The organism is Rhizobium sophoriradicis (assembly GCF_025200795.1).
Classification (GTDB): domain Bacteria; phylum Pseudomonadota; class Alphaproteobacteria; order Rhizobiales; family Rhizobiaceae; genus Rhizobium; species Rhizobium sophoriradicis.
On record NZ_CP104154.1, the window covers coordinates 404,404 to 426,698 of the forward strand.

Here is a 22,295-nt window from a genome sequence, read left to right on the forward strand (position 1 = left end):
CCCCACGCAGCGGCACTGTCAATCTGTCCCCGACGTCCCGTGGCAAAGGGCCGCGACGATACGATCGGCCATGAAGGCGCAGCGCGCGCCATCGAACGGGAACAGGGCGGCGAATGCGCCGGAGAGCTGTTTTTCGATCGATTGCCGCATCATCTTCCGCGCCCGGTGCAGTCGGGTCTTGATGGTTTCAGCTCTTATGCCGAGGCAAGATGCAGCCTCCTCGGTGCTCATACCCTCGACTTCACGCAGCACGAAGACGGCGCGAAAGTCGTCCGGGAGCTGGTCGATAGCATGTTCAAGGAGATGCCTCGCCTGGCTCCTGGACAGCTCGGTTTCTGGATCGGTAACCGACAAAGAGGAAGGAAACTGTAGTACTTCGCCACCTCTTGACGCCCTCTGCATGTCGATATCCTCAAGCCCGGTAGTGTTCCGGACAGCCCGCACGCGCCCCATCGCCTCGTTCAGAACAATTCGGGTCAGCCATGTCGACAGTTGCGCATCGCCTCGGAACGCCGCCAGGCTGGTGAAAGCCTTGATATAGGCGGCCTGAACGACGTCTTCCGCCTCCGCATCGTTGCGAATGACGGCACGCGCGGTGCGGAACAGGCGCCGGTTGTGGCGTTGAACGATGGCGCGGATGGCGGGCTCGTCGCCCATTTTTGCCAGCGGCACGAGATCGGCGTCGGAAAGCGTCGATATGTCGGGCCGGTGTTGGGCGGCCGGAACCGGAATGGCTATCATGGAAACTCCGCCTGGCTGCTTTGTCTTTCCTTCGGAGTCCGGCCTATGGCCGGACGTCCAGAGTGCCCGTCATGGCGGGATGAAAGCGGCAGTAGAAGTCGACCACTCCCGCGCGGCTGATCGTCATGCGGCCTTCCGATTTCGGCGGCAGATCGATGTCGAAGCTTTTGTCGCGAGCCGTCGCCGTATGCCGGAATATATCATCGTTTCGCCAGACGATCACATCGCCGACATGCAGTTCGACGGGCGACGCACTGAATTTCATGCCTGCAATAGTGAGCTGATATTCCGCGGCAGCGGCAACGCCGCTGCCTGCCCAAAACAGCGCAAACAGCAGCGGCAGCGATTTCATCTGCAAGTCCATCGCCAGCCTACTTCATCATCGAAGCAAGATGTTCGGCGTGCATCTGGTGTTGTTTAAACAGGGTCAGGCCCGTTTCCAGGAGCGACTTCAACTCCTTGTTCTGAGCGGAAGGGATCAGCACGTTGGCAAGCGCATCGTTGACCGACTTGTGATAGGCGACTTCGTTTGCGACATAGGCCTTGTCGAAAGCCGCACCGTCGAGAGCGGCGAGCGTCGTCAGTTCCTTGTTCGCCTGTGTCGACAGCGACTGGCTGACGGCATTGTCTTCAGGCGTCACCTTCAGCTTCTTGACGAGGGCGAGCGCCTGATCGTTGACGGCCTTGTGGTCGCGCTCCATCGTCTTGGCGAATTCGATGACTTCGGCGTTCTTGCTTTTCTTCAACGCCTGTTCCGCGGCGGTGACGTCGATCTGGCCTGCCGTATAGGCGATATGGGCGATCTGCGGGTCGGTCGGCTTGGCATCGGCGGCAATCGAGGCGGTGCCGAGCGAGGCCGCTATCAGGGCTGCGCCGAAAACATGTTTCAACATGATCTGTCTTCCTTGTGTCGTCGTGTGACGGAATGGCCTCCGCGGCAGTGGCGCGCCTTTGGAAGCAGACATTGGATGCAGATCGGTCGAAAAGGTTCCCGGAAATTTCATGTGGGCGGCATCTTATCGGCTGCGGGCGCCGACGCTTCAGTCTTTGCCGAGGAAGCGCTGCAGCACGATAGCGTGATTGTGCTGCAGGTCTTTCGCCGCGTAGAGAAGCGTCGCGTCCGATGTCCCGATCTGGCGTTCGAGCTCCTCGACGGCCGACGCGTTCTTTTCGAGTTCGCGCCGGTAACGGCGCTGGAATTCGGTCCATTTGGCGGGGTCGTGGCCGAACCAGCGGCGCAGCGCCGGGCTCGGCGCGATCTCCTTCAGCCAGAGATCGACTGACGCATCCAGCTTGCTCAACCAGCGCGGCCAGAGCCTGTCGACGAGAATGCGGATGCCGTCTTTGTCTTCTTTCGGTTCGTAGATTCGTTTGATGTACACGACCATTTGCTCACCCCTACAGGTTCAGAACCAGTTTCAACCGAAGAGACGAGTGAAAGGACCTGGTTCCGCCTTACGACATATGGTTGCTAATTAGTCACAGCAGACTGCCTCTTAGCTGTCACAATTGATTTTTCGCGCGCAACTGGTATTGCTCGGTCACCTGCCGCTGATATTTTCCGATTCTCTCAACGTTGCCAAAAGGATACCTGATGCGAAAGCTGGCGCCATTGGTCCTTGTCGCAGTTCTTAGCGCATGCGCCCGGCCATCCGATGGCCCAACCGCCGGTGGTTTTTACAATGCCACCTCACCGCAAACCAACGAGCGCATCCCGGTCGTCAGATTATCGGAAGCGCCGATGGGGCCTGTTTCGGCCGTCCCGCTTGCCTATGCCGCTTCCGATCCCGGCCTCAGTGTCATGCGCTCGGGCGGATTTGCCGATACGAAGCTCAGGCGCGGCGACGTCATCGACGTGACGATTCTCGATCCCGGCGAGGATGGACTTTTCTCCTCGACCGAGAGCAAGACCCTCAATCTCGGCCGCTTCACCGTCGATTCGACCGGCAACGTGACCCTTCCCTTCATCGGCAAACAGCGAGTGGTGGATTCCTCCACCGAGGCGCTGCAGACGCGCATCGTCACCGGCCTGAAGGGCTCGGCCGTCAATCCGCAGGCTGTCGTCACCGTGGTCGACAGACCCTCCAGCGGCGTCACCGTCAATGGCGACGTGCGCTCCGCCGGCCGCTTCCCGCTCACTGCACGCAAGGAGCGCGTTCTCGATGCAGTTGCGCTTGCCGGCGGCGCATCCTCCGATCCGGGATCGGCCACCGTCACGCTGATGCGTGGCAAACAGCGCGCCACCGTGCCGCTGCAGCGCGTCATCGACGACAGCAAGCAGAATGTCTATCTGCTGCCGGACGACCAGATCTATGTCGACAAGGACGCCCCGACCTTCACCGCCTTCGGTGCCTTCAAGAGTGTCGGCGAGTTCGAATTCGAGCCGGGCAGACTGACACTGGCCCAGGCGCTCGGCCGGGCCGGCGGCCTGCTCGACGACCGGGCCGATGCCAGCAATTTCTATGTCCTGCGCAACCAGCCGGTCTATACGCAGGTGGCGGCGGCGAATGCCAAGACTGCCGCGCCGGTCGTCGTCAGCAGCAAGCCGGTGATCTACCGCGTCAATATGAAGGATGTTTCCAATCTGGCGCTGATGCAGCGTTTCCAGATGATGGACGGCGATATCATCTACGCCAGCAATGCCGGCCTGGTGGACTTCGCCAAGCTCTTCAACGTCTACCAGAAGAGCGTGCCGACGGCCGCGGCGCCGATCCCCGGATCGAGCGGCAACTAAAAATCGACTGGACGTTCCGCGGGGCCGCCGAGCAGATGCAAGGCGGCCTTTGCATTTTCCGGCCTGTCTTGCCGATCCCGCTGGGACAGGCGGATCGCCAATGCCTTCAGCTTTTCGTCGCATTCCGTGCTGCAATGGCTGAGCAGCAGGGACAGCAGACGCCCGGCCGCGTAGAGGTCGCACCGCCCGTCGACCGGCTCGCCGGTCGCCTGTTCCGGGGATACGAAATCCGGCTGGCCGGCAAAGGCAAGACCGAACTCTTCGTGCCGGCATCCGGCCTTCAGCGCGATCCCGAAATCGGCGATCTTGAGATGCGCGAGGTCACTATCGAACAGAAGGTTGAGCGGCGACAGGTCGCAATGCACGAGGCCGGCGGCATGGATGGCGTCCAGGCCGGAAAGCACCGAAGTCATCACATCGATGATTTCGCGCGGCGATAACGGTCTTTCCTGCAAAAGATCCGCAAGGCGGCTCTCGATCCATTCCATCACCAGGGCGGGGCGCCCATCGTCAAGCCGCAGAACGGTCTGCGTCGCGGCAATGTGGGGATGGCGGAGCGCCATGCCGATATCAGCCTCGCGCAGTATGAGTTTCCTGAGCACGGGGTCGTCTGCATGGTCTGGTCGTGGCAGCTTGATGGCGTGAAGCGTTCCGAGATCGCGGTGGCGGGCGCGATAGACCTGGGTGGCCGCGCCGTCATAAACCAGCACCTCCAGCACGAAACTGTTGGCAATTATCGCGGGTTCGGCATCACTCAGGCGCGCCTCGCCGCGATCGAGCGCGTCGCGGACCTTGTCTATCAGTATCTTCCTGATATCCGGCGAATGCGCCTTGCCGGCATGGCCATTCAGCGCTTGCCACAGATGCGAAAAGCGCCGCGCGATTTCTTCGAAGTTTGCGGGATGATCATCCGCCATCGGTCTTCACATCGATTACGATGGCGCTCAGGTTTTCGCGGCAATTGGCGATCAGCCCTTCCTGCACGAGAACGTCGGCGGCCTTTTCGATGTCTGTCGAGAGCAGGATTTCGGCGATGCTGCGCTCGGGCACAGCGTGCGGAAGGGCTGCACTGCAGAGCAAGAGCCGGTCACCGGCCTGTAATCCGCCGGTCAGGACTTCCGGCGTAAGATGCCCGCGCATGCCGATGGCGCGTGAGAGCCTCCGTCGCAGGCCGACCTCCACATGATCGCGGGTGAGACAGCGCATCATGCCGTCCCGCAGCAGATAGCAGCGGGCATCGCCGACCCAGACTACGGCCCAGCTTTCGCCGAACGTGGCGAATACGACGATGCTGGCGGCCGACGGCTCGCGGTCCTGCGAGAGATAGGCGGACTGAAGCAGGCCGTGGGTGCGGCCGAGCTTGCCTTTGACCTCCTGCACCAGAGCTTCGACCGTTCCCTGTTCCGCGGCTTCAGCCAGCACATGAACGGCGATCTTGCCGGCCTCGGCCGCGTTGTTGCTGTCGCCAACGCCATCGGCGACGGCAAACAACGAGGGCGTCTCCGAGATCAGCAGCGCATCGGCATTGACGCTGAGTCGGGTGCCGGGATGTGTGGCGTGGCTATGCCGGAGCAGCAGAGAATGCTGTTGCTCGGCGATGACGGGGCGCGGGGTAGCGGCCGTTTCGGACGGCGGAGAAATTGCGGGAGAATAGTCCTGCAGCAGCTTCGAAAAATGCTCGGGCTCCGGGGCGCCGCTGACGCCAAACCCCTTGGCCCGCTGCTCTTCCGGGTCGATCCGCCACCAGATCGTGCCGCGGCGGGAAGCTCTGTCCTGCAGTGTCTCGTTCTCTGCGAGGTCGGCCGGACGCAGGGTTCTCAGCCGCTTCAGGCTTGCGGTGAAATGGTTGATGTCGAAATCCCGCCTGGCCGAGCTTTCGGCGATCGCTTCGGCCGCCGTGAACCACGTGTCGTCGAGATAGAGCTGGCGTGGATGCTCGGTAAAGCCGTGAAGCTGCGCGGCGATGACGAGCGGAAAACTGCGCCCGACGCGGTCGAGGCTTGGAAGCAGCACGCCGGCAACGGTTGCCGGCCCCCAGAGACCGCGCTCGATGATGAAACGCCATGCCGGCATCGAGCGGAAGCGGCGTTTCCAATCCTCGCCGAGTTCCTGCTGCGCCGCCTGCAGCCCGGCCTGCATCCAGGCGTCGAGTGCGGATTGCAGGCTGTGGCCGAGGCCCATCGAAACGAAATCGCCGTGGCTCGGCAGCTTGCCGTAGAAGCCGATCCTGTCGCTTTCGGCCGGATTTCGCTCGAGGGTGGCGCGCTCGTTCATATCAGTCCGCTCAGAATTGCGCCGGGCATGAGAAGGCGCCGAGCGCCTCCAGCCGGAATGGATTGAGCACCGAACCGAACTGCACATCGAACTCCGCCGCCCGGCCGTCCTGCTCAAATTGTGCCCTGAACAGATCGTCGCCCTGCACCGTGACATTGGCATCGTCGAAGAGGCGGAAGGGCGACCAGTCGCCGTTCTCGGTCAAGGCCTGCTGCCAGCCGCCCGGCTGGAAGGCGATGCGCGAGGTGTTGTTCGCTTCCGTCGACGGCCATGTGATCGATTTCGCCTGGACCGGTCCATGGAAATAGACAACGCGTTCGCCCTCGATCTCCAGCATCACCGCGCTGGCGGCATCGGTCAGCGACACCGGCTTCACGTTGATCGTGATCGACGGGTCCTTGCTGCCGGCCGGGAAGAAGGCGCGGTTGATCTTGTCGGCATTCTCGAACTGGGCGATCGCCGCGCTCGGAATGCTCGACGCCCCGAAGGTGCCCTTCCAGCCCCATGGCGAAGCGCTGGTATCGACAAAGGCCTCAAGTTTCTCCTTGAAAAAGGTCTTGAACAGTCCCTCGGGACCGAACAGCCTTACGAAGTCGCTCATCGCGACGTCGCGCGCGGATTTTCGATCGAAGGGATAACGGCCGGCCACGACATTCGAGCAGAAACCGGCACCCTCCGCGGCCCAGGCGTCGCTGATGCGCGAACGAGCGGATTTGACCGCCAGCGATCCGACATCGGCGGCGAGCCCCGCCATCCATGTATCGATCGGCGCCGGCAACTTCCGGGCCTGCTGCAGCAAGTCCTGATTGGCGTCGGTCAGTTGGCTATCGACGTCGAAGACTTTCGCCACTTCGGCCGTAGAGGTCGTCGCACGCGAAAGCTGCTCCTGCACTTTCTGCACGATTGGTTCCAGCTGCCCGATTTCCGAGCGCGGCGCTTCCTTCGATTGGTCGGGAAGCGGCGACTGGCCGGTCGGCGCCTTCAGCGCGTCTCGAAGACGGCCGAAGGGATCGGGCGCATTGGCGGCACTGCTCAGCGCCGTTGTTGAGACGCTCAAACTGTCACCGGCAGCTGAGGCGATCTCGGCGCCGGGGCCGCGCAGATCGGTGGCCGCGGCGATCGAATTCGCGAGCGTCTCAACGGGGCCGGGCTTGCCGGCCAGGATGCGAGTGGTCTCAGCCGCGTCGCTGATCGTCTGCGAAGGTTTGACCCTGATATCGGTCAACAGGGTCGACCAGCGTTGAGCGAACTTGTCGAAGTAAAGCTGAAGTGTGGCCTGGGCGACGGTCTCGACCGTGACACCGGCGGGATTGGGGACGCCGCGAACCCACTGCTCGTCGAGTGCCTCGCGTGCGGCCTCGCTGATCTCGGGCAGAACGACCGTGCGGTAGCCGGTCGCAGAAAAAAGGCCGGGGATGCTCTCGCCAAGCGGCGCCTTGGAGGTCCGCTCGAATGCCTGTTCGCCGAGCGGGCCGAGCGCACCGGCCGGACTCCAGCCGGGAAGGGCCCGAGAGGCGCGGTATTCCGCCAGGATATCATAGGCACGGCTAGCGATGTTCTGCGAGCGGATGATGTCGCGTGCCTCGGCGATCAGCGTCTTGTCGAGATCGATCGGCGGCAGCGCGCCGCGCGCCATGGCTTCCGCATGGGTGATCAGCGCGTTGCGCGCCGCGGTACGGCCTTCGTCGGGATAGAGCCTGGTGAACATGTCTTCCGCTTCCACGGAGGCAAAATCCGCATTCATCGGGCCGAGCCCGCCAAGCATGCCGTAGAGTTTCAGAGCGTCGAAGGTTCTGTTCACGTCGGTGGTCTCGGTCATCTCCTTCTGGAGCTGCACCAGCATGCGGGGTAGGAGCAGCGTGTTCAGCGCCCGCTGATACGCTTCGCGCTGGCGGCTCGCGACCTTGCCTTCCTGATCGAGGCCGAGGCTCACCGGCCAGACGCGCGTCTTGGAAAAATCGGTAGTGACGGCAGCGAGATTATCGAGCGCCGGCAAGATGCGTAGGAAATCCGCATCCGAGACGTCGCGCACCGGCACGCCGCGCACCAGCTGCTCATAGGCATCGATGCGTCTTTCCGCACCGGCGAGCGCTGTGGTGTTCTGGAAGTAGGTGGCCGTCCAGCTGGTCAGCACCACGGCCAGCAGCAGGACCGCGCTCGCGTAAGCGGCGCGGCGGAAGAGGAGCTGCCGGCCGGAAAGCCGCTTGTCGCGGGCGACCAGCGAAGCCTCGCCGAAGATCACCTCCTTGAAGAGGCGCGAGAGGAAATAGCTGCGCCGCATGCGCGGCGTGGCGGCTGCTTCCTCCCTCTGGGTGCCGGAGGCGAAATAGATGCCGCGCAGGAGCGGCGCCTCGACCAGTTTCGAGCCCGAGCAAAGCTCCGTCGTCACTTCATGCAGGCGCTCCTTCAGCGAGGCGAGTTCGGCGGGGAAGCGGAAGATGCGGCCGCGCAGCTCCGGATTGGGCTCCTGCTGCAGGCGCTCGATCAGCATGGCGTCGACGCGCTGCTGCAGCAGGGTGAATTCCTCCGTGAAGCGTTCCGGCAGGTTTGCCGCCTTATAGCTTTCGTCGAGCCCGAAGGTCGTCCCCCAGACCTGTTCGCGGTCGCTTTTGTTAAAGCCGTCGAAGAATTCGACGAAGCCGGTTAGAAGATCGGCCTTGGTCAGGAGCAGATAGACCGGCACGCGCGCATGCAGGAGTTCGTCGAGCTCGGACAGCCGCTGGCGGATCGCCCGGATTTCCTCGCGCTGGGCTTCGGGATCGCGTGTCAGCAGGTCGCCGATCGACAGCGTCACCAGCGCGCCGTTGATCGGCTGCGACCGGCGGTATTTTCTGAGGAGGCCGAGAAAGCCTTCCCAGCCGGCCTTGGCGGTGCCGTTCAGATCGTCCTGCGTGGTGTAGCGGCCGGCGGTATCGATGAGGATTGCCTCGTCGGTGAACCACCAATTGCAGTTGCGTGTGCCGCCGATGCCCTGAACCGAGTTGCTGCCGAGCGCATCGCCGAGCGGGAATTTGAGGCCGGAATTGGTGAGCGCCGTCGTCTTGCCGGAGCCCGGCGCGCCGAAGATCACGTACCAGGGCAGCTCGTAAATATAGCCGAAGCGTCGCTTGGTGATGCGGCGCAGGAGCTGCAACGCCTCCTTCAGCCGGCTGTGGATCTCGCCGACCTCAGCCTGCTGGCTGGCCGCCGCTTCGGCCTCGGCGTCACGCTCGATCCCTTCGACGAGCTGCTTGTCGCGACGGCGGTCGCGGATCACGGTGAACAGGAGGTAGGCGAGCCAGGCGGCAATGATGACGCCAATCAGCGTCAGCCGCGCCGAGGCGCTCGCCAGCGGCTTGAAGTCGCCATAGGCGGCGAGATAGCCGTAGAACCAGATGACGACGCAGATCGCCGCCACCCATATGATCGAGATGAAGCGGCGGCCGAGAAGGCCGGCATAGGCTTCCACATAGGATCGCAGCGTATAGAAATAACTTAAGGGATTCATCATCGCGAAGCGCCTCCTGCGGCGGCAGCCGGTGCATTCGGTCTTTCGGCCTCGATCGGCGCTGTCTTGAAACCGGCGTCGTTCAGCCGTTCGCTCGGATCGGTCAGCACCAGGATCTCGGTGCGGCGGTTCATCTCCCGGCCCTCCTGCGTGTCGTTGCCGGCGATCGGATCGCTGTCGGCGCGTCCCTCGGTCAGGATCGCCCCCGGCCCGGTGAATGATGCGAGGATTTCGCCGACCGCCTTGGCGCGGGCTTCCGACAGGTGCCAGTTGGATGGGAACTGGATGGTGCGGATCGGCACATTGTCAGTATAACCCACGACGACGGCGCGGAATTTCTCCGCGGCGAGCGCGCCGCCGATGCGCTGCAGGAGATCGTGGAATTTCTCGCTGACTTCGGCGCTGCCGGTGGCAAACAGGCCGGAATTGCTGATACGCACGAGCAGCCTGCCATTCGAATCCGACAGCGTGACAAGCTTCTTCTCGACCTCCGGCTGGAGGAAGGCGAGCAGATTGTCGAGACGGCTCGGTGGCTTTACCTGCGGCGGTGGCGGTGGCGGCGGCGTTTGCGCGACGACAACAGGCGGAGGGGCGCGCGGCGGCTCCGGCACCTTGACCAGCACGCTTGGCGTCTCGCGTGGCGGCAGGTTGGCAAGGCGCTCGAACGTGCCGTCGGAGGCGCGGTTCAGCGAAAGCGTGAAGAACAGGTAGCCGAAAGCCAGGATCAGCGTCAGGACGGAAAGCAGCGTCCAAAGGGCGGCGGCGGTGCGCAGCGGCTGGTGCCGCGCGGAAACGCCTTTCCAATGCGGGGAAAGCTCACGCTCGAAGACGCCGTATTGGCCGAGCAGCGTCTTATAGAGACTGTCGCGGATGCGGGCGAGCTCCAGCCCGCCGCGCGCGGAAACGCGGGTGCGGCCTTCGAAGGCGAGCGACAGGCAGAGATAGATGAGGAGCAGCAGGTCCTTGTTGGCGCCGGGGCTCTGGTGGAAATGGTCGAGCAGGTCGAACACACGTTCGCCGCCGGTCACGTCCATATGGAAGGTGGAGACGAGGCCGGAGCGCGCCCATCCGGCGCGCACGCCCCAGGCCTTGCTGAGCACGACGTCGTCGACCGTCGCGCAGACGACATAATGGGCTGCACGCGCCCGTTCGGGGCTGATGCGCGCGCTGGCGAGATCCCGCTCGTAGCGGCCGACGGCTGCGATCGCCACCGCTCTGAGTTCATCGACATCGGGCTGCTCTTCCGTGTAGCGCAGACTATGGGCGAGGTTGAGCAGCGGCGCGGCCGAGCGCACCAGGGTCGGCACGTCTTCGGCGCCGAAGCGGAAATCCCGGACGAGTGTTTCGACCGAAACGCCGCCGGTCGCAGACGCTGCCGCCGGTCTCGTTCCCTTCTCGCCTTCGGGGAAATCGAGAACGTCGTCCAGCATCTCCGCCATCTTGCGGGCGGATTGCTTTTTCTTCACGCCATCCTCGGTGAGTTCGACGATGGTCGGCAGACTTTGCCAGGAGGAAGCGGGTTCGTTCTTCATTCTCTAAGGGCCCACAATTCTATTTCGAGCCCGGGGAAATCGCCGGCGAGATGCACGGCGATGGCGCCGGAGGTATCGAGTTGTTTCCAGAGCGGATTCTTGGTGTCGAGTTCGAAGTAGATGGTGCCGGAGCGATAGGGGAGCTGGCGCGGCAGCACCGGCAGCGGCCGTACGGGAATGCCCGGCAGCGCCACGTTGACGAGGTCGGCGATGCGTTCGACCGGGCCGACCTTGATCTGCGCCGGCAGCTTGCGGCGCACGTCCTCGGCCGGCATCTCTGCCCGGACCGCCAGCACGAAGCCGGCATCCCGAAGCAGGGAACGGTCGTTGATCGTGCCGATCCTGACACCATGCCGGCGTTCGGCGAGCTCGATCGCCACCGCCGCCTGTTCGAGCACCGAGGAAAGCGAGGCTCTGAGATCATCGAAGACGGCGGCAAAGGTCGCCTTCAGGTCGTCGTGGCGGTAGGGCGGGAAGTCGCTCGCCCGCTTGCGCTCGGTGGTGAAGGTGGCAAGCTCGCCGGCAAGCTGGATGCAGTGCTCGTAAAAGACGATCGGATGGATGCGCGTCGCATTGGCCGAGATATGCTTCAGCATCGGATCGGCGCGATTGAGGATCTGCAGGAGCAGGTAGTCGCCGACCTCCGCCGTGCCGCGGATGGTGGGATCGCCGATGCGTTCGGCAATGGCTTCGGCGCGGTGGCGCACGATGCCGAGAAGCTCGGTGATCAATTCGTTCAGCCGGCCGGCGGCCGTGCAGTTGAGGCTCGGCAGGATGTAATCGGGGTCGAGAATGACAGCCCTGTCGGAGCGCACCTCGATGATGCGGGCAAGTCCGATCAGCTCGTAGCCGGCAAGCTCGTCGCCGGTTTTGAGATAACGCAGGCTGAGGCGACCGACGTCGATCGGCGCCATGAAGTCGGTCTCGACATTGGCGTCGGGCGCCTCATAGGGCGAGGCCACGAGGCGAACGCTGTTGCGCTGAGCGCCGCCGTTTAGCGCCACATCCGCCTTGCCGGGCTGGCGGGCGGGAAGTGCGAGATAGACAATCGCATTCTTGGTGTTCTCGTCGAGATCGAGCGGCGGCGGCAGATCGGCATCAACGGGCGCTTCGAACGGCGTGCCGTCGGGCAACACGCCGCGCAGGTTCGACAGCGCGAACTGGCCGATCGCCAGCGCCCCGCGGTCGATGCCGATCTCCGCGATCCCCCAGGGATAGGGCGACAGGCCGTGCGTTGCGGTGCGCACGAGCCGTTCGGTCCAGCGGTCCGCCTGCTGAAAATGCTGCACGCGAAGGAACATGCCCTCGCTCCAGGCCACCCGGTTCTCATTCCTCATGATGCGCGTCTTGTCCTTCCTGGCTGTCTTGTGGACGAGGCCCTGTGTCCCTGCCGTTCATCGCTGCCAGCATGGCGTCGCGAAAAAAGTCCTGGATCGATCGGCTTTTGCCGTCTTTTTCGAATTGCGCCCGGTAGGCCCGCCAGTAGTTCCGGTCCCGACGCCAGGCGCCCGTCTCGACACGCGCTTCCAGGCTGCGCGGCTCCAGCTGGCCCGCCGCCTGGGCGAGGGCTTCGAGCGCGGAATTGAGCTTGAGCTGCCGGCCGAGCAGGGTCTCGATGCGGGCAAGCAGCGCCTCCTCCCTGTCAGGGAAGTCCGGCTGGCTGCCGGAAGGCGGTGCATTCATTTCGAAAACGGCATAGGCACTCTCGACAGCCTCCTCGAGCCGGCCGAGCAACGGCTCCAGCCTGTCGGCGAGGGCTGCGGGCCGGCCGATGCTCAGCGCCGGAAAATCTTCGGATTCGGGTTGCGCATTGTCGTTGAAGATGTCGATCAGCGGCGCGGTCCGGCGTTGGGCGATGGGGACTGCGATATGGGTGGCCGAGCCGTGTTCCAAATGGCTGGCGTATTCGGTGTCCTCCGAATTCCAGTCTTCCGGCAGAAGCTGGGTCAGCGTGCGAATCTCCGGGGGCCCGCTCCATCCGATCTCGACATTGCGGGATGACGCCGCGCCTTTCTTGCCGGCCTGTTCGGAAGGGCTCCAATCGTCGGCCGTGCGCTCACCGAGAATGCCGTTTGCGGTATGGCCGCCCGGCGCGATGTCGGCAAGGATCGCGGAAATGGTCAGCGGTTCGTCGCTCAAGACGAGCCCGGCATCGGGGTCCTCGATGTCGCGATCCCTGTCGCCGGAGATGTGGACGGAGAATGCAAGTCCGCCCATCTCCAGCCGCGACCTGTCGGAAAGCCTGGCGATTTGGCCTTCATGCACGGCAACGCCGTCGACGCGGGAGCCGTTGGCGCTCTGGTCGCGCAAAAGGAAGCCGTCGCGGTCGCGCTCGATGATGCAATGAAGTTTCGAAATCGACAGCCTGTCCGCCGGCAGCTGCCAGTCGCAATCGGGCGCCCGGCCGAGCGTGCGCCGGCCGCGTTCGAAAAACCATTTCGGCCGGCCGGCCATTGTCACCGCGTCGCCGGTGATCTCTCTCAGTTCGAGCCGCATCCTCACCTCCTCACCGCATCTCGGTCGACAGGCGTTCGACGATGATCGCATCGCCGCTGTCCTTTGCCGCCGGTGCGACCCTCGCCCAGCTGTTCCAGCCGAGACGAGGCGGATCGCCTGCCTGGCCGAGCCGGCAGAAGGGAACATCCTCCTTTTTCAGCACGACCTGTATGTCGAAATCGAGCGCCGAGCCGACATAGAGCCGGGTCAGGGCGAAGAGTTCGGTGATGGCCTTTCCGCCCGGCGCAAGCGTGAGATAATCGGCATAACCGAGCGGGCCGATGACGACGCGGAAGCCGCCGCTGAAATCGTGAACGGCGGCACCGGCCGTGGCATTGACCCCGAGCTGCACGCCCTGCAGCTGGCTCATCCGACTGCGCTCTTCCGGCGGAATGCTCAGCCAGCGGCCGCGGAACAGTTCGATCTCCACCGGCAGGCCGCTGAATTCGGTCAGCATGGCGCGCAGGTTGACGGTATTGCGGTTGCGCGCCGCGAAGAACCCGGAAAAGCGCAGGATCAACTCCTCGTCGACGCCGCTCTTATCGACGAGCCGCTTGGTGCCGAAGCCGGTCAGCGACAGCAGCGTGGTGACGAAAGCATTGCTTGCCCAAACGCCGCCCCAGCGCAGCCGCCTCGCAATCCGGTATTTTTCGCACGCGTCGGCGAAGAGTTCCGCCATGCGCGCGCCGAACAGATCGAAAAAGCTCGCCAGCCCCCGCGATCGGTTGCGCTCCTGGCGCATGACGAGTTCGTTATAGGCCGATGGCATGGAGCCGAGCGCGCCGACAAGGCCGGCAAGTGCACTGCGCACGGTGGCGCGGCCGGCCTTGCGCCGGTAGCCGCTCACCGCAAGCGGCGCCGGCGAGACGCCGACATGGGAGGCGACGTCAAGCCGTCCTTCGCCAACCGACGCCTGCGCGACGCGAAATGCCGTCACCGGCTCGAAACGGCCGGGGTCGCGTTCGAGCAGGTCGGTAAGCGCGTCTGGCTTGCTGGCGGCTTGCATGTCCATGATCGACTGGCGGTCCTTTCTCAGAGAAGCGGGCGTTCGGCGGCGCGCGCCGGCCAGCGGGCGATCGGCCTCGACTGCCCCTTCATGCCGACAGTGAGCCGGGTGAAGCTATTGACCGAGGTGTAGAGGCTGAAGAAGCGGTCGAGCACGCTGCCGAACAGGAAGGCCGAAGGCCGGTCGATGGCGGCCGGATCGAATTCCAGCGCGATCTCGGTGCCGGGCACCATGCCGCCGCTGCCGAGACGGGCGGTCGAGTTGGCGGCCTTGATCCCGACCAGCGCATCGGCGAACTGCTTGGTCTCGGGACTGTCGCGAAAGGCATAGAGCGACAGGATGTCCTTCAATGCGGCCCCATCATTGTCGAACAGCGACAGATGGTTGAGGAGGAGGTGCGACATCAGCCGCCAGTTCCGGCCATCCTGATCGTTCATTCTGACCGACGGTGTCGGCGGGATCAGCGCCTCGACGCCTGCGACCGCCTCATGGCCGGAGGCGAGCTGCAGCAACGGGTGGCCACCGCCGAAGGGAAGGTGTTCCGGCAGGTCGCGGTTGAGGCAGAGCGTATCGACGCTCGCCACCGCATCGACCGAAGCGGCCGGCCGGCACTGCCGGTCGACGAAGGCGATATCCATATCGCTGGTCCTGTCGTCTTCGTCGAAACGGCGAGAGGCCTGCCAGTAGGTCGCGCTCGCGCCTGCGCGTTGCGATCGTCCGAAGAAGGGCTGGCAGAATTCCTCCTGGCCGCGCGATCCGGTCAGCAGCACGCGGTCGATCGAATAGATCTCACGGGTCTTCTGGCGCCGTGCATCCGGCAGCAGCCGGTATTCCGTGCGGGTGCCATCGACGGCGATCGGTTCGCAGACCTGGCGAAACAGGTTGACGACGGGCGTGGCGTTGAGCGCGAAGTCGCGGGCCGAAACTGCCCGCTCCAGCTTGGCGTCGCTTTCCCCGAGGTAAACGAAGAGTTCCAGCGTTTCCCCTCGCCAGGACTCGAGCCCTTCGATATCGAGAAACAGAAATTTCCGCGGCAGCGCGAAAAATTCGGTGAGCAGGCGGTAGCCGATGAAGCTCGGCGCCGGATAGGGCAGCATGGCCTCTTCCGGCCCGAAGCCGACGGGTTTCAGGTTTCTTGCAGGCAGGAAGATCGCCGAACGGTCGTCTGCATGTTTGGCAAGCGCAATGCCGAGCGTGTGGTTGGCAAGCAGTTCGTAGATCGCCACCGCCTGCTGCCAGGCAGAGGGAATATGCAGGCGCAGCCGGCTCAGGCCGAGGCTGCCCAGGGGCTTGCGGGCATCGAGAGAGCGGATGGACAGTCTGAGGCAGCCGGCAACGCCGGCATAGGACGAAAGCGGTGCATTGATCGGCTGGCCTGAAAGGGTAGCGCCGGCGATCTCGATCGGTGCCATCTCGACATCCTGCGTGGTGCGGAAGCGGCAGGCTTCGCCTCTCACCGGTTCGGCCAAGACTTCCGTGTGGCGGGGCACGGTCTGGACCGAGGCGAGCGTATCGCTCGGCCGGAACTTGACGATGCTCATCGAGGGTAGCGGGGCCAAATAGTGCGGATAGAGGGTTTCGAGCAGGCCATCGGTCAGTTCGGGAAATTCATCGTCGAGCTTCTGACGCACGCGCGCGGCCGAATAGGCGAAACTCTGGATCAGGCGTTCCACATGCGGGTCGTCGGCGACGTCGCCGGTCATTCGCAGACGTCCGGCGATCTTAGGGAAAGCGTCGGCAAAGCGCGCGGCCCGGCGGCGCAGTGCCAGCAATTCCTCATTGTAGCGGTGCAGGAAACCTTCAGCCATGCGCCGCCTCCACGAGGACACGCTGGGTCGACGGATCGATGGTCGATTCGAAGCTGATCGGCGGCATGCCCTCATGCAGGCGGAAGGTCGCCTGGATGCGCATGCGCAGCGCCCGTTCGGTCATCGTCCGGCTTTTCAGGATCGTCACCCTGATATCGGCAAGCCGCGTCTCGAACAGCGCAACCCGCCGCTCGATCGCTTCCGCCAGCTTGAGCTTGGCTTGGTCGGTCATCAGATTTGCCGAGACGATACCGTCGACGCCATAGCTGACCAGGGCGTCCCGCAATTCTGAAAGGTCCGTCGGCGGCGTCGTCGGGCACCGCCGCGTGTTGAGCAGCGCTTCGAGATCGCGGCGGATCGCCTCCCTGACCTCGCGGACCTGGTCGACGAAACTGACCGACGGATCGGCGGCGCGATCCGGGGCCTCGTCGATCAGCCTGTCGAGGATCGAGCGGGACAGGACTCGGTCGCGCTGCCGGTAGCGTTCGAGCGGATCAACCATGCGCGACCTGCCTGCCGGCAGAGCTTGCCGGGACGATCTCCAGACTTTGGGTGTCATGGAAGGAGACGAGTTCGTCGCCGGCGAGGAAGCAGCGCTGGCCGCGGCCGGTGGTGATGCCGCTCGCTTCCTCGACCCATTCGGTTTTACGTCCGAGCCTGAGCGCCGCACCCTTGCCGGTGCCATGATAAACCGCCGGCAGAAGCACCGACGCGGCTGCGCCGTCGATCAGCGTCAATTCGGCGCGACGGAAGGCGAGATCTCGCGGCCGGGCAATCGGCTCGATCGACAGCGCTGATATCTTGGCGAAGTCGATCCAGAGATAGCCGCCGCCGGTCATGATGACTTCGAGAGCGTGCGGGATGCGGTCGTCGAGATCGCGGAAATCGGAAATCGCCTTGCCGTTCCAGAGCAGCGGGCGCTCGCCCCTTAAGCTTTCCAGCGCATCGAGCGCGGTCTTCGCATCGTCCGCATTGCCCTCGCGATGGGCGATACCGAGGCGGACGGCGAGCCTGTCGAGTTCGCTCGGCCCTTGCGGAAATTCCGGCAGAGCGGCGCTTTCGAACCAGGCGTCGCGTGCCGCCATCGCCCGAAGTTCGTTGCGCAACAGGGCAAAGCCCATCGTCGCGTCGGGAGAGAGGGTGGCGGCAAGGCTGCACTGATTGTCCGCCCGCTCATATTCTCCGGCAAGGACGAGAAGATCGATATAGAGATGCCGCGCCTCCTGATCCGAGGGCTTGGCCTTCAGATGCGCCTTGACCTCCTCGAGCGCGTCCTCGAGGGCGTTGTCGCTGAGCGATCGGGCGATGCTGGCGGAAAGCGTCATGCGGACATCCTCTCGGGTATGGCGACCGGGCGGCTCAGAATCTGGCCGGTGGTTGCGGACTCGGCGATAAGGTGGAAGCTCGTGGCAACGTCATCGAGCTGAAAATGCGGCTGCAGCCGGACGGTACAGGAGAAGCTGCCGGGCTTGCCCGGAATTTCGGCGACGCCGATGCCGGCCGAGCGCAGCGGGAAACGGGTGCGCAGCGCGATATCGGCGTCGTCATTGCCGAGCGTATAGGCGGTCAGCCAGTCCATGAGCTTGCGCTCGATCGAGAGCGCATCGGAGAGCTGGCCGATCTCATCGCGCATGATGACCTTGAGATAATGCGCGAAACGCGAGGCGCAGAGCACATATTGCAGCATGGCGGCGAGGCGGGCGTTCTGGCGTGCATGCTCGTTGGAATAATGCGGCGGTGCATGCAGCGACTGATTGGAATTGAAGATCGCCGCAGAGGAGAGATAGGTGGTCGCGACGGGAATGATGCCGAGCTCACACAGCTGTTGCTCCTGGCTGCTGGTCAGCTGGACTTCGACCGGCGCCTGGGCGGAAAGCCCGTTGCTCTCCGTGCCGAGATCGTAAGGCGGCAATTCGCTTGCGCTCAGCAGGCCGCCGTCGACGGCATCCTGCGTGACGCCGCGGATCTCCGCAAACCAGCCGGATGCGACGAAATTGCGAATGACGACGGTCGCAAAGGCGAAAGCGGCATTGCCCCAGAGCAGCGAACTGCCGTCGGCAGGAATGCTTTCGCGGAAGGGAAAGCCGTCATTGCGATCGCGCGCATGCGGCGCAAGCGGCGAGCGCATCAGGATGCGTGGCGCGACGAGCCCGAGGAACCGCGAATCTTCTCGGGCGCGCAGACCGTTCCAGCGGATGCGGTCCGTTTCCGTGGCAAGCCAGGAGAAGTCGCTGACCCGGTTCAGCTCGTGAAAGTCTTCAAGCCCGATAGAAAGCGGCGCCGCACCGGCGACGAAGGGGCAGAAGGCGGCAGCCGCCACCATGCCGATTTGCGACAGCGTGCTGACCGGATCGCCGTCGGCGGGATCGTGCGGAGACAGATGATAGTCGCCGACCAGCATTCCGAATGGCTCGCCGCCCGGCATGCCGAACTCGCGGCTGTAGATCAATTCGAAGAGGTGGCTCTGGTCGAAATCGCTGGCACGCTCCATGCTGCGCGCCAGCTCACGCCAGCTGACGCTGAGAAGCTTGACCTTCACCTCGCCGCTGCGGCTTGCCTCGCGCACGAGCATGGCAAGGCCACGCCATCTCGCCTCCATCGCCTGAAAATCGGGATGGTGGAGGATGGCATTGACTTGCCTGTTCAGCGCCTCGTCAATCAGCGTAATCAGCTGATCCGCCCGGCGCCGCCATTCAGTGCTGGAACCCATCGTCGACCTGACCAAATGTTTCGCAAGAGCTTGGCGCGGCGGAAAACCGCCGCGCCAAGCTCTGATTTCATCAGTTCTTCGAAGGAATCCGGGCGACCATGCGCAGCGAGGTCGTCAACTCCTCCATCTGCAGCCACGGACGCATCCAGGCGACGGCGTTGTAAGCGCCCGGCCTGCCGGGGATTTCCTGGACGGTGACTTTTGCCTCGCGCAGCGGATATTTCGCCCGCGACTCCTCGCCTGCGTCGTCATTGGCGTTGACATAGTTGGAGATCCAGCGATTGAGCCAGGCCTCGCAATCTTCCGCTTCCATGAAGGAGCCGATCTTATCGCGGCCCATGACCTTGAGGTAATGGGCAAAGCGCGACGTCGCCATCATGTAGGGCAGGCGGGCGGAAACGGCGGCATTGGCGGTTGCCTCCGGCCGGTCGTAGAGCTTCGGCTTGTGGGCTGTCTGCGCCCCGAAGAACACCGCATAGTCGGTATTCTTGTAGTGGCAGAGCGGCAGGAAGCCGAGCTTGCCGAGTTCGGCGTCGCGGCGATCGGTAATGCCGACTTCAGTCGGGCATTTCAGATCGAGATCGCCGTCGTCGCTGGAGAAGATATGCATCGGCAGGCCTTCGACCTTGCCGCCGTTTTCAGCGCCGCGGATGGCGGTGCACCAGCCGTTCTTGGCGAAAGCTTCGGTCAGCCGCGTGCCCATCACATAGGCCGCGTTCATCCAGCAATAGGAGCCGTGCGGCAGTTCGCCGGTCTTGGAGCCGCCGGTTTCGTCGAAGTTGAACTCCTCGATCGGGCTGGTCTTCGGGCCGTAGGGCATGCGGGCGAGCACGCGCGGCATGGCGAGCGTCACGAAGCGGGAATCATCGCTGTCGCGCAGGCTGCGCCACTTGGCGTATTCGACCGTCTCGAAGATCTTTTCCAGATCGCGGGGTTTTGCCAGCTCCCGGAAATCCTCGAAGCCGAACATGCGCGGGCTCGCCGCCGAGATGAACGGGGCGAAGGCGGCGGCTGCGATCATCGAGACGCCTTGCAGAAGCTGGACGTCGTCGAAGGAATTGTCGAATTCATAGTCGCCGATCAGCGCGCCCATCGGTTCGCCGCCTGGAGTGCCGAACTCGTCTTCATAGACCGACTTGAAGAGCCTGGACTGGTCGAACTCGACGGCCTTGGCGAGATCCTTGGCGATGTCTCGCTTGGATGCGTTGAGCACGCGGATCTTCAGGTTGGCGCTGGTCTCGCTGTTCTTGACCAGATAGTGCAGGCCGCGCCAGGCGCCTTCGAGCTTGGTGAACTCCGGCGACTGCATGATTGCCGCGAGCTGGCTCGAGATCGCCTTGTCGATCTCGGCAATGGCGTTGTTCAAGGTGATCGTGAGGTTACGATCATAGGTGACGGTGCCCTTCAGGGCTTGATCGGTGAGGGTGCGCAGAAGATCCTGCGCACGGTCGGGCTCGGTCTGGCGGGTTGCCGCAACGACCTTCGAGAGCAGGCTCTCATCGGGTGCGAAGCCTACTTCTTCCTTTGTCTGCAATTGCGTTTCGGCGGTCATCTAACGATCCTTTTTTGCGAAAGCGGCGACCCTCGGGGCTGTGAGGGTTTCCCTTAACAAGGGGCCGCTGCCGGACAACGACTCTTCAGGAATTCGCGCGGCCGCGATCGGCCTGCGATCCCAGGCACTCAATTCAGCACGTCCTTCGCCTCTTCGGCCTTGCCGCCGCCAAGCTGGGCCACCAGCTGCGAGAGATCGGCCTTGTTCTGCAGGATGTCCTCGAGCAGGCGCTCGAGCTCCTCGGAGCGGTCCGCCTTGCTCATCAGGTCGCGCAGCTGGTTGCGGGCGTTGAGCAGCGCCTTCAGCGCCGGCACCTGATCGACGACCGCGCCGGGTTCGAAATCGGCCATGCTTTCGAATTTCAGCGAAACCGGAAGCTCCGTTCCGTCTTTCTCGAGAGTGTTCTCGACCGAAAGCGTCAGGCCCGGTGTCATCCGGCGCATGACGTCGTCGAAATTGTCGCGGTCGATCTGCACGAACTTGCGCTCGCCGAAAGCCTTGAGCGGCTGCGTCGGATTGCCGGAGAAGTCGCCGAGCACGCCGACGACGAAAGGCAGCTCCTTCACCACCATCGCGCCTTCGGTTTCGACTTCATATTTGATATGGACCCGCGGCTTGCGAACCCGTTCCAGTTTCTCATGTACACTTGCCATCGAGGCTCTCCTTCGTCTCATCGGCGGATTACGAATTGCGGATGCTCCAGATTGCGGCCGGGCAGGGCCCGACCTCAGGCCGCTAGCCTCCCTTGTCGGTTGCGGGCTGTATGCCGGCCGCCGTCAGCACTGCATTGCGCGTGTGCTGCTCAGGCAGGAGCTCGGCAAGTAGCTCGGAAAAATCCATGCGGCCGCGGCGCACCAAGGTCTCGATCGACATGGAGATCGGTGAATGGGGTTCGGTGCGACGGAAATAGCGCGCAACGGCAGCGAGCAGTTCGAAGGCCTCTTCGCGTGAACGAATCATCTCGGCGCCGACGGGCCGCATGCGGACGGCCTCGGACTCACCGATATCGGTTGCCGGCAGCGGCTCCGAGCCTTGCGAGGCAGGGGTTTCGGATATGGCCGAGGGAGCCTCGATGCCGGCGAGCATCCGGATTGCAGAGGCTGCTTCCTGCAAAGCATTGCGTGTATTGGAGCTCGGCGGCGCCTGATCCCCGCAGTGATGATCAAGTATTTCGATCATGCGGTCGAAAGCGGCGATGCACTCTGTCACCACCCTGAGATGGGCCGACATCTGTGCGACACCGGCTTCTGCCGCCGCCTGCTGCAATTCCTTGCGCCGCTCGGCTTCGTTCGACCGCTGCGAAAGCTGGAAATCCCAGAGCGAAAACTGAGCGAATTTTCCGTCCGGGATCAACGAAGTCAAACGAATAGCCTGGATAAGCGTTCCTTCGCCGCCCACGCCGTTAAGACCCGCAAAGGGAGCGAACCGCTCCTCGAAATCGTTGTCTCCGATCGAGTGCAAAGTGTCGAAATGCTTGTCTAAAAGCGACGCGGTTGCAACATAGACGTCGCGCAATCCTGAGAAGCCGCGCAGCCGCAGCTGCGCTTCGGCGAGCCAGGCCAATACTTCTATGTCCTTGCTCCTGGAAGAAAGAATTTGCAATCCAAGATTGCTAACATCGTGCCAAGCGGGTGCAAGCGTAATAACGTCACCTGGTGAAATACTACGTTCGGCTGTACGTGCGGCGTTTCTGGCGTCTTTAATTCTATAGTATATTTCACGTGATGCAGTATTGGTCCGAACGTTTTTTCCGCACGGATAATTTTGTTCAAGTGGATTTATGATTTCTCTGACATTCACGCTGTTAAATACCTCGAAAATCAAAACATACCGCGGCGGTCCAACATTTTGTGCGGCTTGTATTGGCTTGTCAACCATCTCTCGATGATGACGAATTTATGACGACTTCCAGATATTCTCATTTCGAAAAATAGAGTCGTTTTTCTTCTGGACAA

The 22,295-nt window shown here is 63.4% G+C and carries 19 protein-coding genes; 1 reads left to right on the forward strand and 18 read right to left on the reverse strand.

Annotated elements, in window-relative coordinates:
* Nucleotides 1–18: 18 nt before the first annotated feature.
* The 4 genes from N2597_RS27435 to N2597_RS27450 form a co-directional block, all read right to left on the reverse strand.
* Nucleotides 19–741, reverse strand: a complete 723-nt coding sequence (locus N2597_RS27435; protein WP_183602330.1) for an RNA polymerase sigma factor — start codon at nucleotides 739–741, stop codon at nucleotides 19–21.
* 43 nt (nucleotides 742–784) lie between these two features.
* The gene (locus N2597_RS27440) at nucleotides 785–1,105 is read right to left on the reverse strand and encodes a cupredoxin domain-containing protein (protein WP_183602332.1); all 321 of its coding nucleotides are present in this window, start codon (nucleotides 1,103–1,105) and stop codon (nucleotides 785–787) included.
* A gap of 7 nt (nucleotides 1,106–1,112) precedes the next feature.
* The gene (locus N2597_RS27445; protein WP_183602334.1) at nucleotides 1,113–1,634 is read right to left on the reverse strand and encodes a DUF4142 domain-containing protein; all 522 of its coding nucleotides are present in this window, start codon (nucleotides 1,632–1,634) and stop codon (nucleotides 1,113–1,115) included.
* Nucleotides 1,635–1,781: 147 nt separating this feature from the next.
* The gene (locus tag N2597_RS27450) at nucleotides 1,782–2,129 is read right to left on the reverse strand and encodes a DUF488 domain-containing protein (protein WP_183602336.1); all 348 of its coding nucleotides are present in this window, start codon (nucleotides 2,127–2,129) and stop codon (nucleotides 1,782–1,784) included.
* A 206-nt stretch (nucleotides 2,130–2,335) separates the two neighbouring features.
* Here N2597_RS27450 and N2597_RS27455 point away from each other — a divergent pair, with 206 nt between their 5' ends.
* Nucleotides 2,336–3,475: a polysaccharide biosynthesis/export family protein gene (locus N2597_RS27455; RefSeq protein ID WP_183602338.1), complete on the forward strand. Its 1,140-nt coding sequence runs from the start codon at nucleotides 2,336–2,338 to the stop codon at nucleotides 3,473–3,475.
* Here the strand turns inward: N2597_RS27455 and N2597_RS27460 are convergent.
* From N2597_RS27460 to tssA, 14 genes are all read right to left on the reverse strand, one after another.
* Nucleotides 3,472–4,392 carry a serine/threonine-protein kinase gene (locus N2597_RS27460; RefSeq protein WP_183602340.1) on the reverse strand — a complete coding sequence of 307 codons (921 nt, stop codon included), beginning with the start codon at nucleotides 4,390–4,392 and terminating at the stop codon, nucleotides 3,472–3,474. The two genes, N2597_RS27455 and N2597_RS27460, sit on opposite strands and share 4 nt — an antisense overlap.
* Nucleotides 4,382–5,749: a type VI secretion system-associated protein TagF gene (gene tagF / locus N2597_RS27465; protein WP_096770191.1), complete on the reverse strand. Its 1,368-nt coding sequence runs from the start codon at nucleotides 5,747–5,749 to the stop codon at nucleotides 4,382–4,384. The genes N2597_RS27460 and tagF overlap by 11 nt, the downstream gene beginning before the upstream one ends.
* 10 nt (nucleotides 5,750–5,759) lie before the next feature.
* Nucleotides 5,760–9,236 carry a type VI secretion system membrane subunit TssM gene (gene tssM, locus N2597_RS27470; RefSeq protein WP_183602386.1) on the reverse strand — a complete coding sequence of 1,159 codons (3,477 nt, stop codon included), beginning with the start codon at nucleotides 9,234–9,236 and terminating at the stop codon, nucleotides 5,760–5,762.
* Nucleotides 9,236–10,768, reverse strand: a complete 1,533-nt coding sequence (gene tssL / locus N2597_RS27475) for a type VI secretion system protein TssL, long form (protein ID WP_183602342.1) — start codon at nucleotides 10,766–10,768, stop codon at nucleotides 9,236–9,238. The genes tssM and tssL overlap by 1 nt, the downstream gene beginning before the upstream one ends.
* On the reverse strand, nucleotides 10,765–12,105 hold the full coding sequence (gene tssK / locus N2597_RS27480; RefSeq protein WP_077989002.1) for a type VI secretion system baseplate subunit TssK: 1,341 nt from the start codon (nucleotides 12,103–12,105) through the stop codon (nucleotides 10,765–10,767). Before tssK ends, tssL begins: the two co-directional genes overlap by 4 nt.
* Nucleotides 12,095–13,264 (reverse strand): type VI secretion system-associated FHA domain protein, encoded by a 1,170-nt coding sequence (locus tag N2597_RS27485; RefSeq protein ID WP_096764158.1) that lies wholly within the window; start codon nucleotides 13,262–13,264, stop codon nucleotides 12,095–12,097. The genes tssK and N2597_RS27485 overlap by 11 nt, the downstream gene beginning before the upstream one ends.
* Nucleotides 13,265–13,274: 10 nt before the next feature.
* Complete coding sequence (gene tssG, locus N2597_RS27490) at nucleotides 13,275–14,276, reverse strand: type VI secretion system baseplate subunit TssG (protein WP_183602344.1); 1,002 nt, start codon at nucleotides 14,274–14,276, stop codon at nucleotides 13,275–13,277.
* A 20-nt stretch (nucleotides 14,277–14,296) separates the two neighbouring features.
* Complete coding sequence (tssF, locus tag N2597_RS27495) at nucleotides 14,297–16,078, reverse strand: type VI secretion system baseplate subunit TssF (RefSeq protein WP_183602346.1); 1,782 nt, start codon at nucleotides 16,076–16,078, stop codon at nucleotides 14,297–14,299.
* Nucleotides 16,071–16,580, reverse strand: coding sequence for a type VI secretion system baseplate subunit TssE (gene tssE / locus N2597_RS27500; protein WP_077989006.1), 510 nt, complete (start codon nucleotides 16,578–16,580; stop codon nucleotides 16,071–16,073). Before tssE ends, tssF begins: the two co-directional genes overlap by 8 nt.
* Nucleotides 16,573–17,403, reverse strand: a complete 831-nt coding sequence (locus N2597_RS27505; protein ID WP_183602348.1) for a type VI secretion system accessory protein TagJ — start codon at nucleotides 17,401–17,403, stop codon at nucleotides 16,573–16,575. Before N2597_RS27505 ends, tssE begins: the two co-directional genes overlap by 8 nt.
* Entirely contained in the window at nucleotides 17,400–18,788 is a 1,389-nt protein-coding gene (gene tssC / locus N2597_RS27510; protein WP_183602351.1) for a type VI secretion system contractile sheath large subunit, read from the reverse strand. Before tssC (N2597_RS27510) ends, N2597_RS27505 begins: the two co-directional genes overlap by 4 nt.
* Nucleotides 18,789–18,858: 70 nt before the next feature.
* The gene (gene tssC / locus N2597_RS27515) at nucleotides 18,859–20,340 is read right to left on the reverse strand and encodes a type VI secretion system contractile sheath large subunit (RefSeq protein ID WP_077989009.1); all 1,482 of its coding nucleotides are present in this window, start codon (nucleotides 20,338–20,340) and stop codon (nucleotides 18,859–18,861) included.
* Between the two features lie 128 nt (nucleotides 20,341–20,468).
* Complete coding sequence (gene tssB / locus N2597_RS27520) at nucleotides 20,469–20,993, reverse strand: type VI secretion system contractile sheath small subunit (protein WP_009991955.1); 525 nt, start codon at nucleotides 20,991–20,993, stop codon at nucleotides 20,469–20,471.
* A gap of 82 nt (nucleotides 20,994–21,075) precedes the next feature.
* Nucleotides 21,076–22,140 (reverse strand): type VI secretion system protein TssA, encoded by a 1,065-nt coding sequence (gene tssA / locus N2597_RS27525; RefSeq protein WP_341356276.1) that lies wholly within the window; start codon nucleotides 22,138–22,140, stop codon nucleotides 21,076–21,078.
* Nucleotides 22,141–22,295 lie beyond the last annotated feature (155 nt).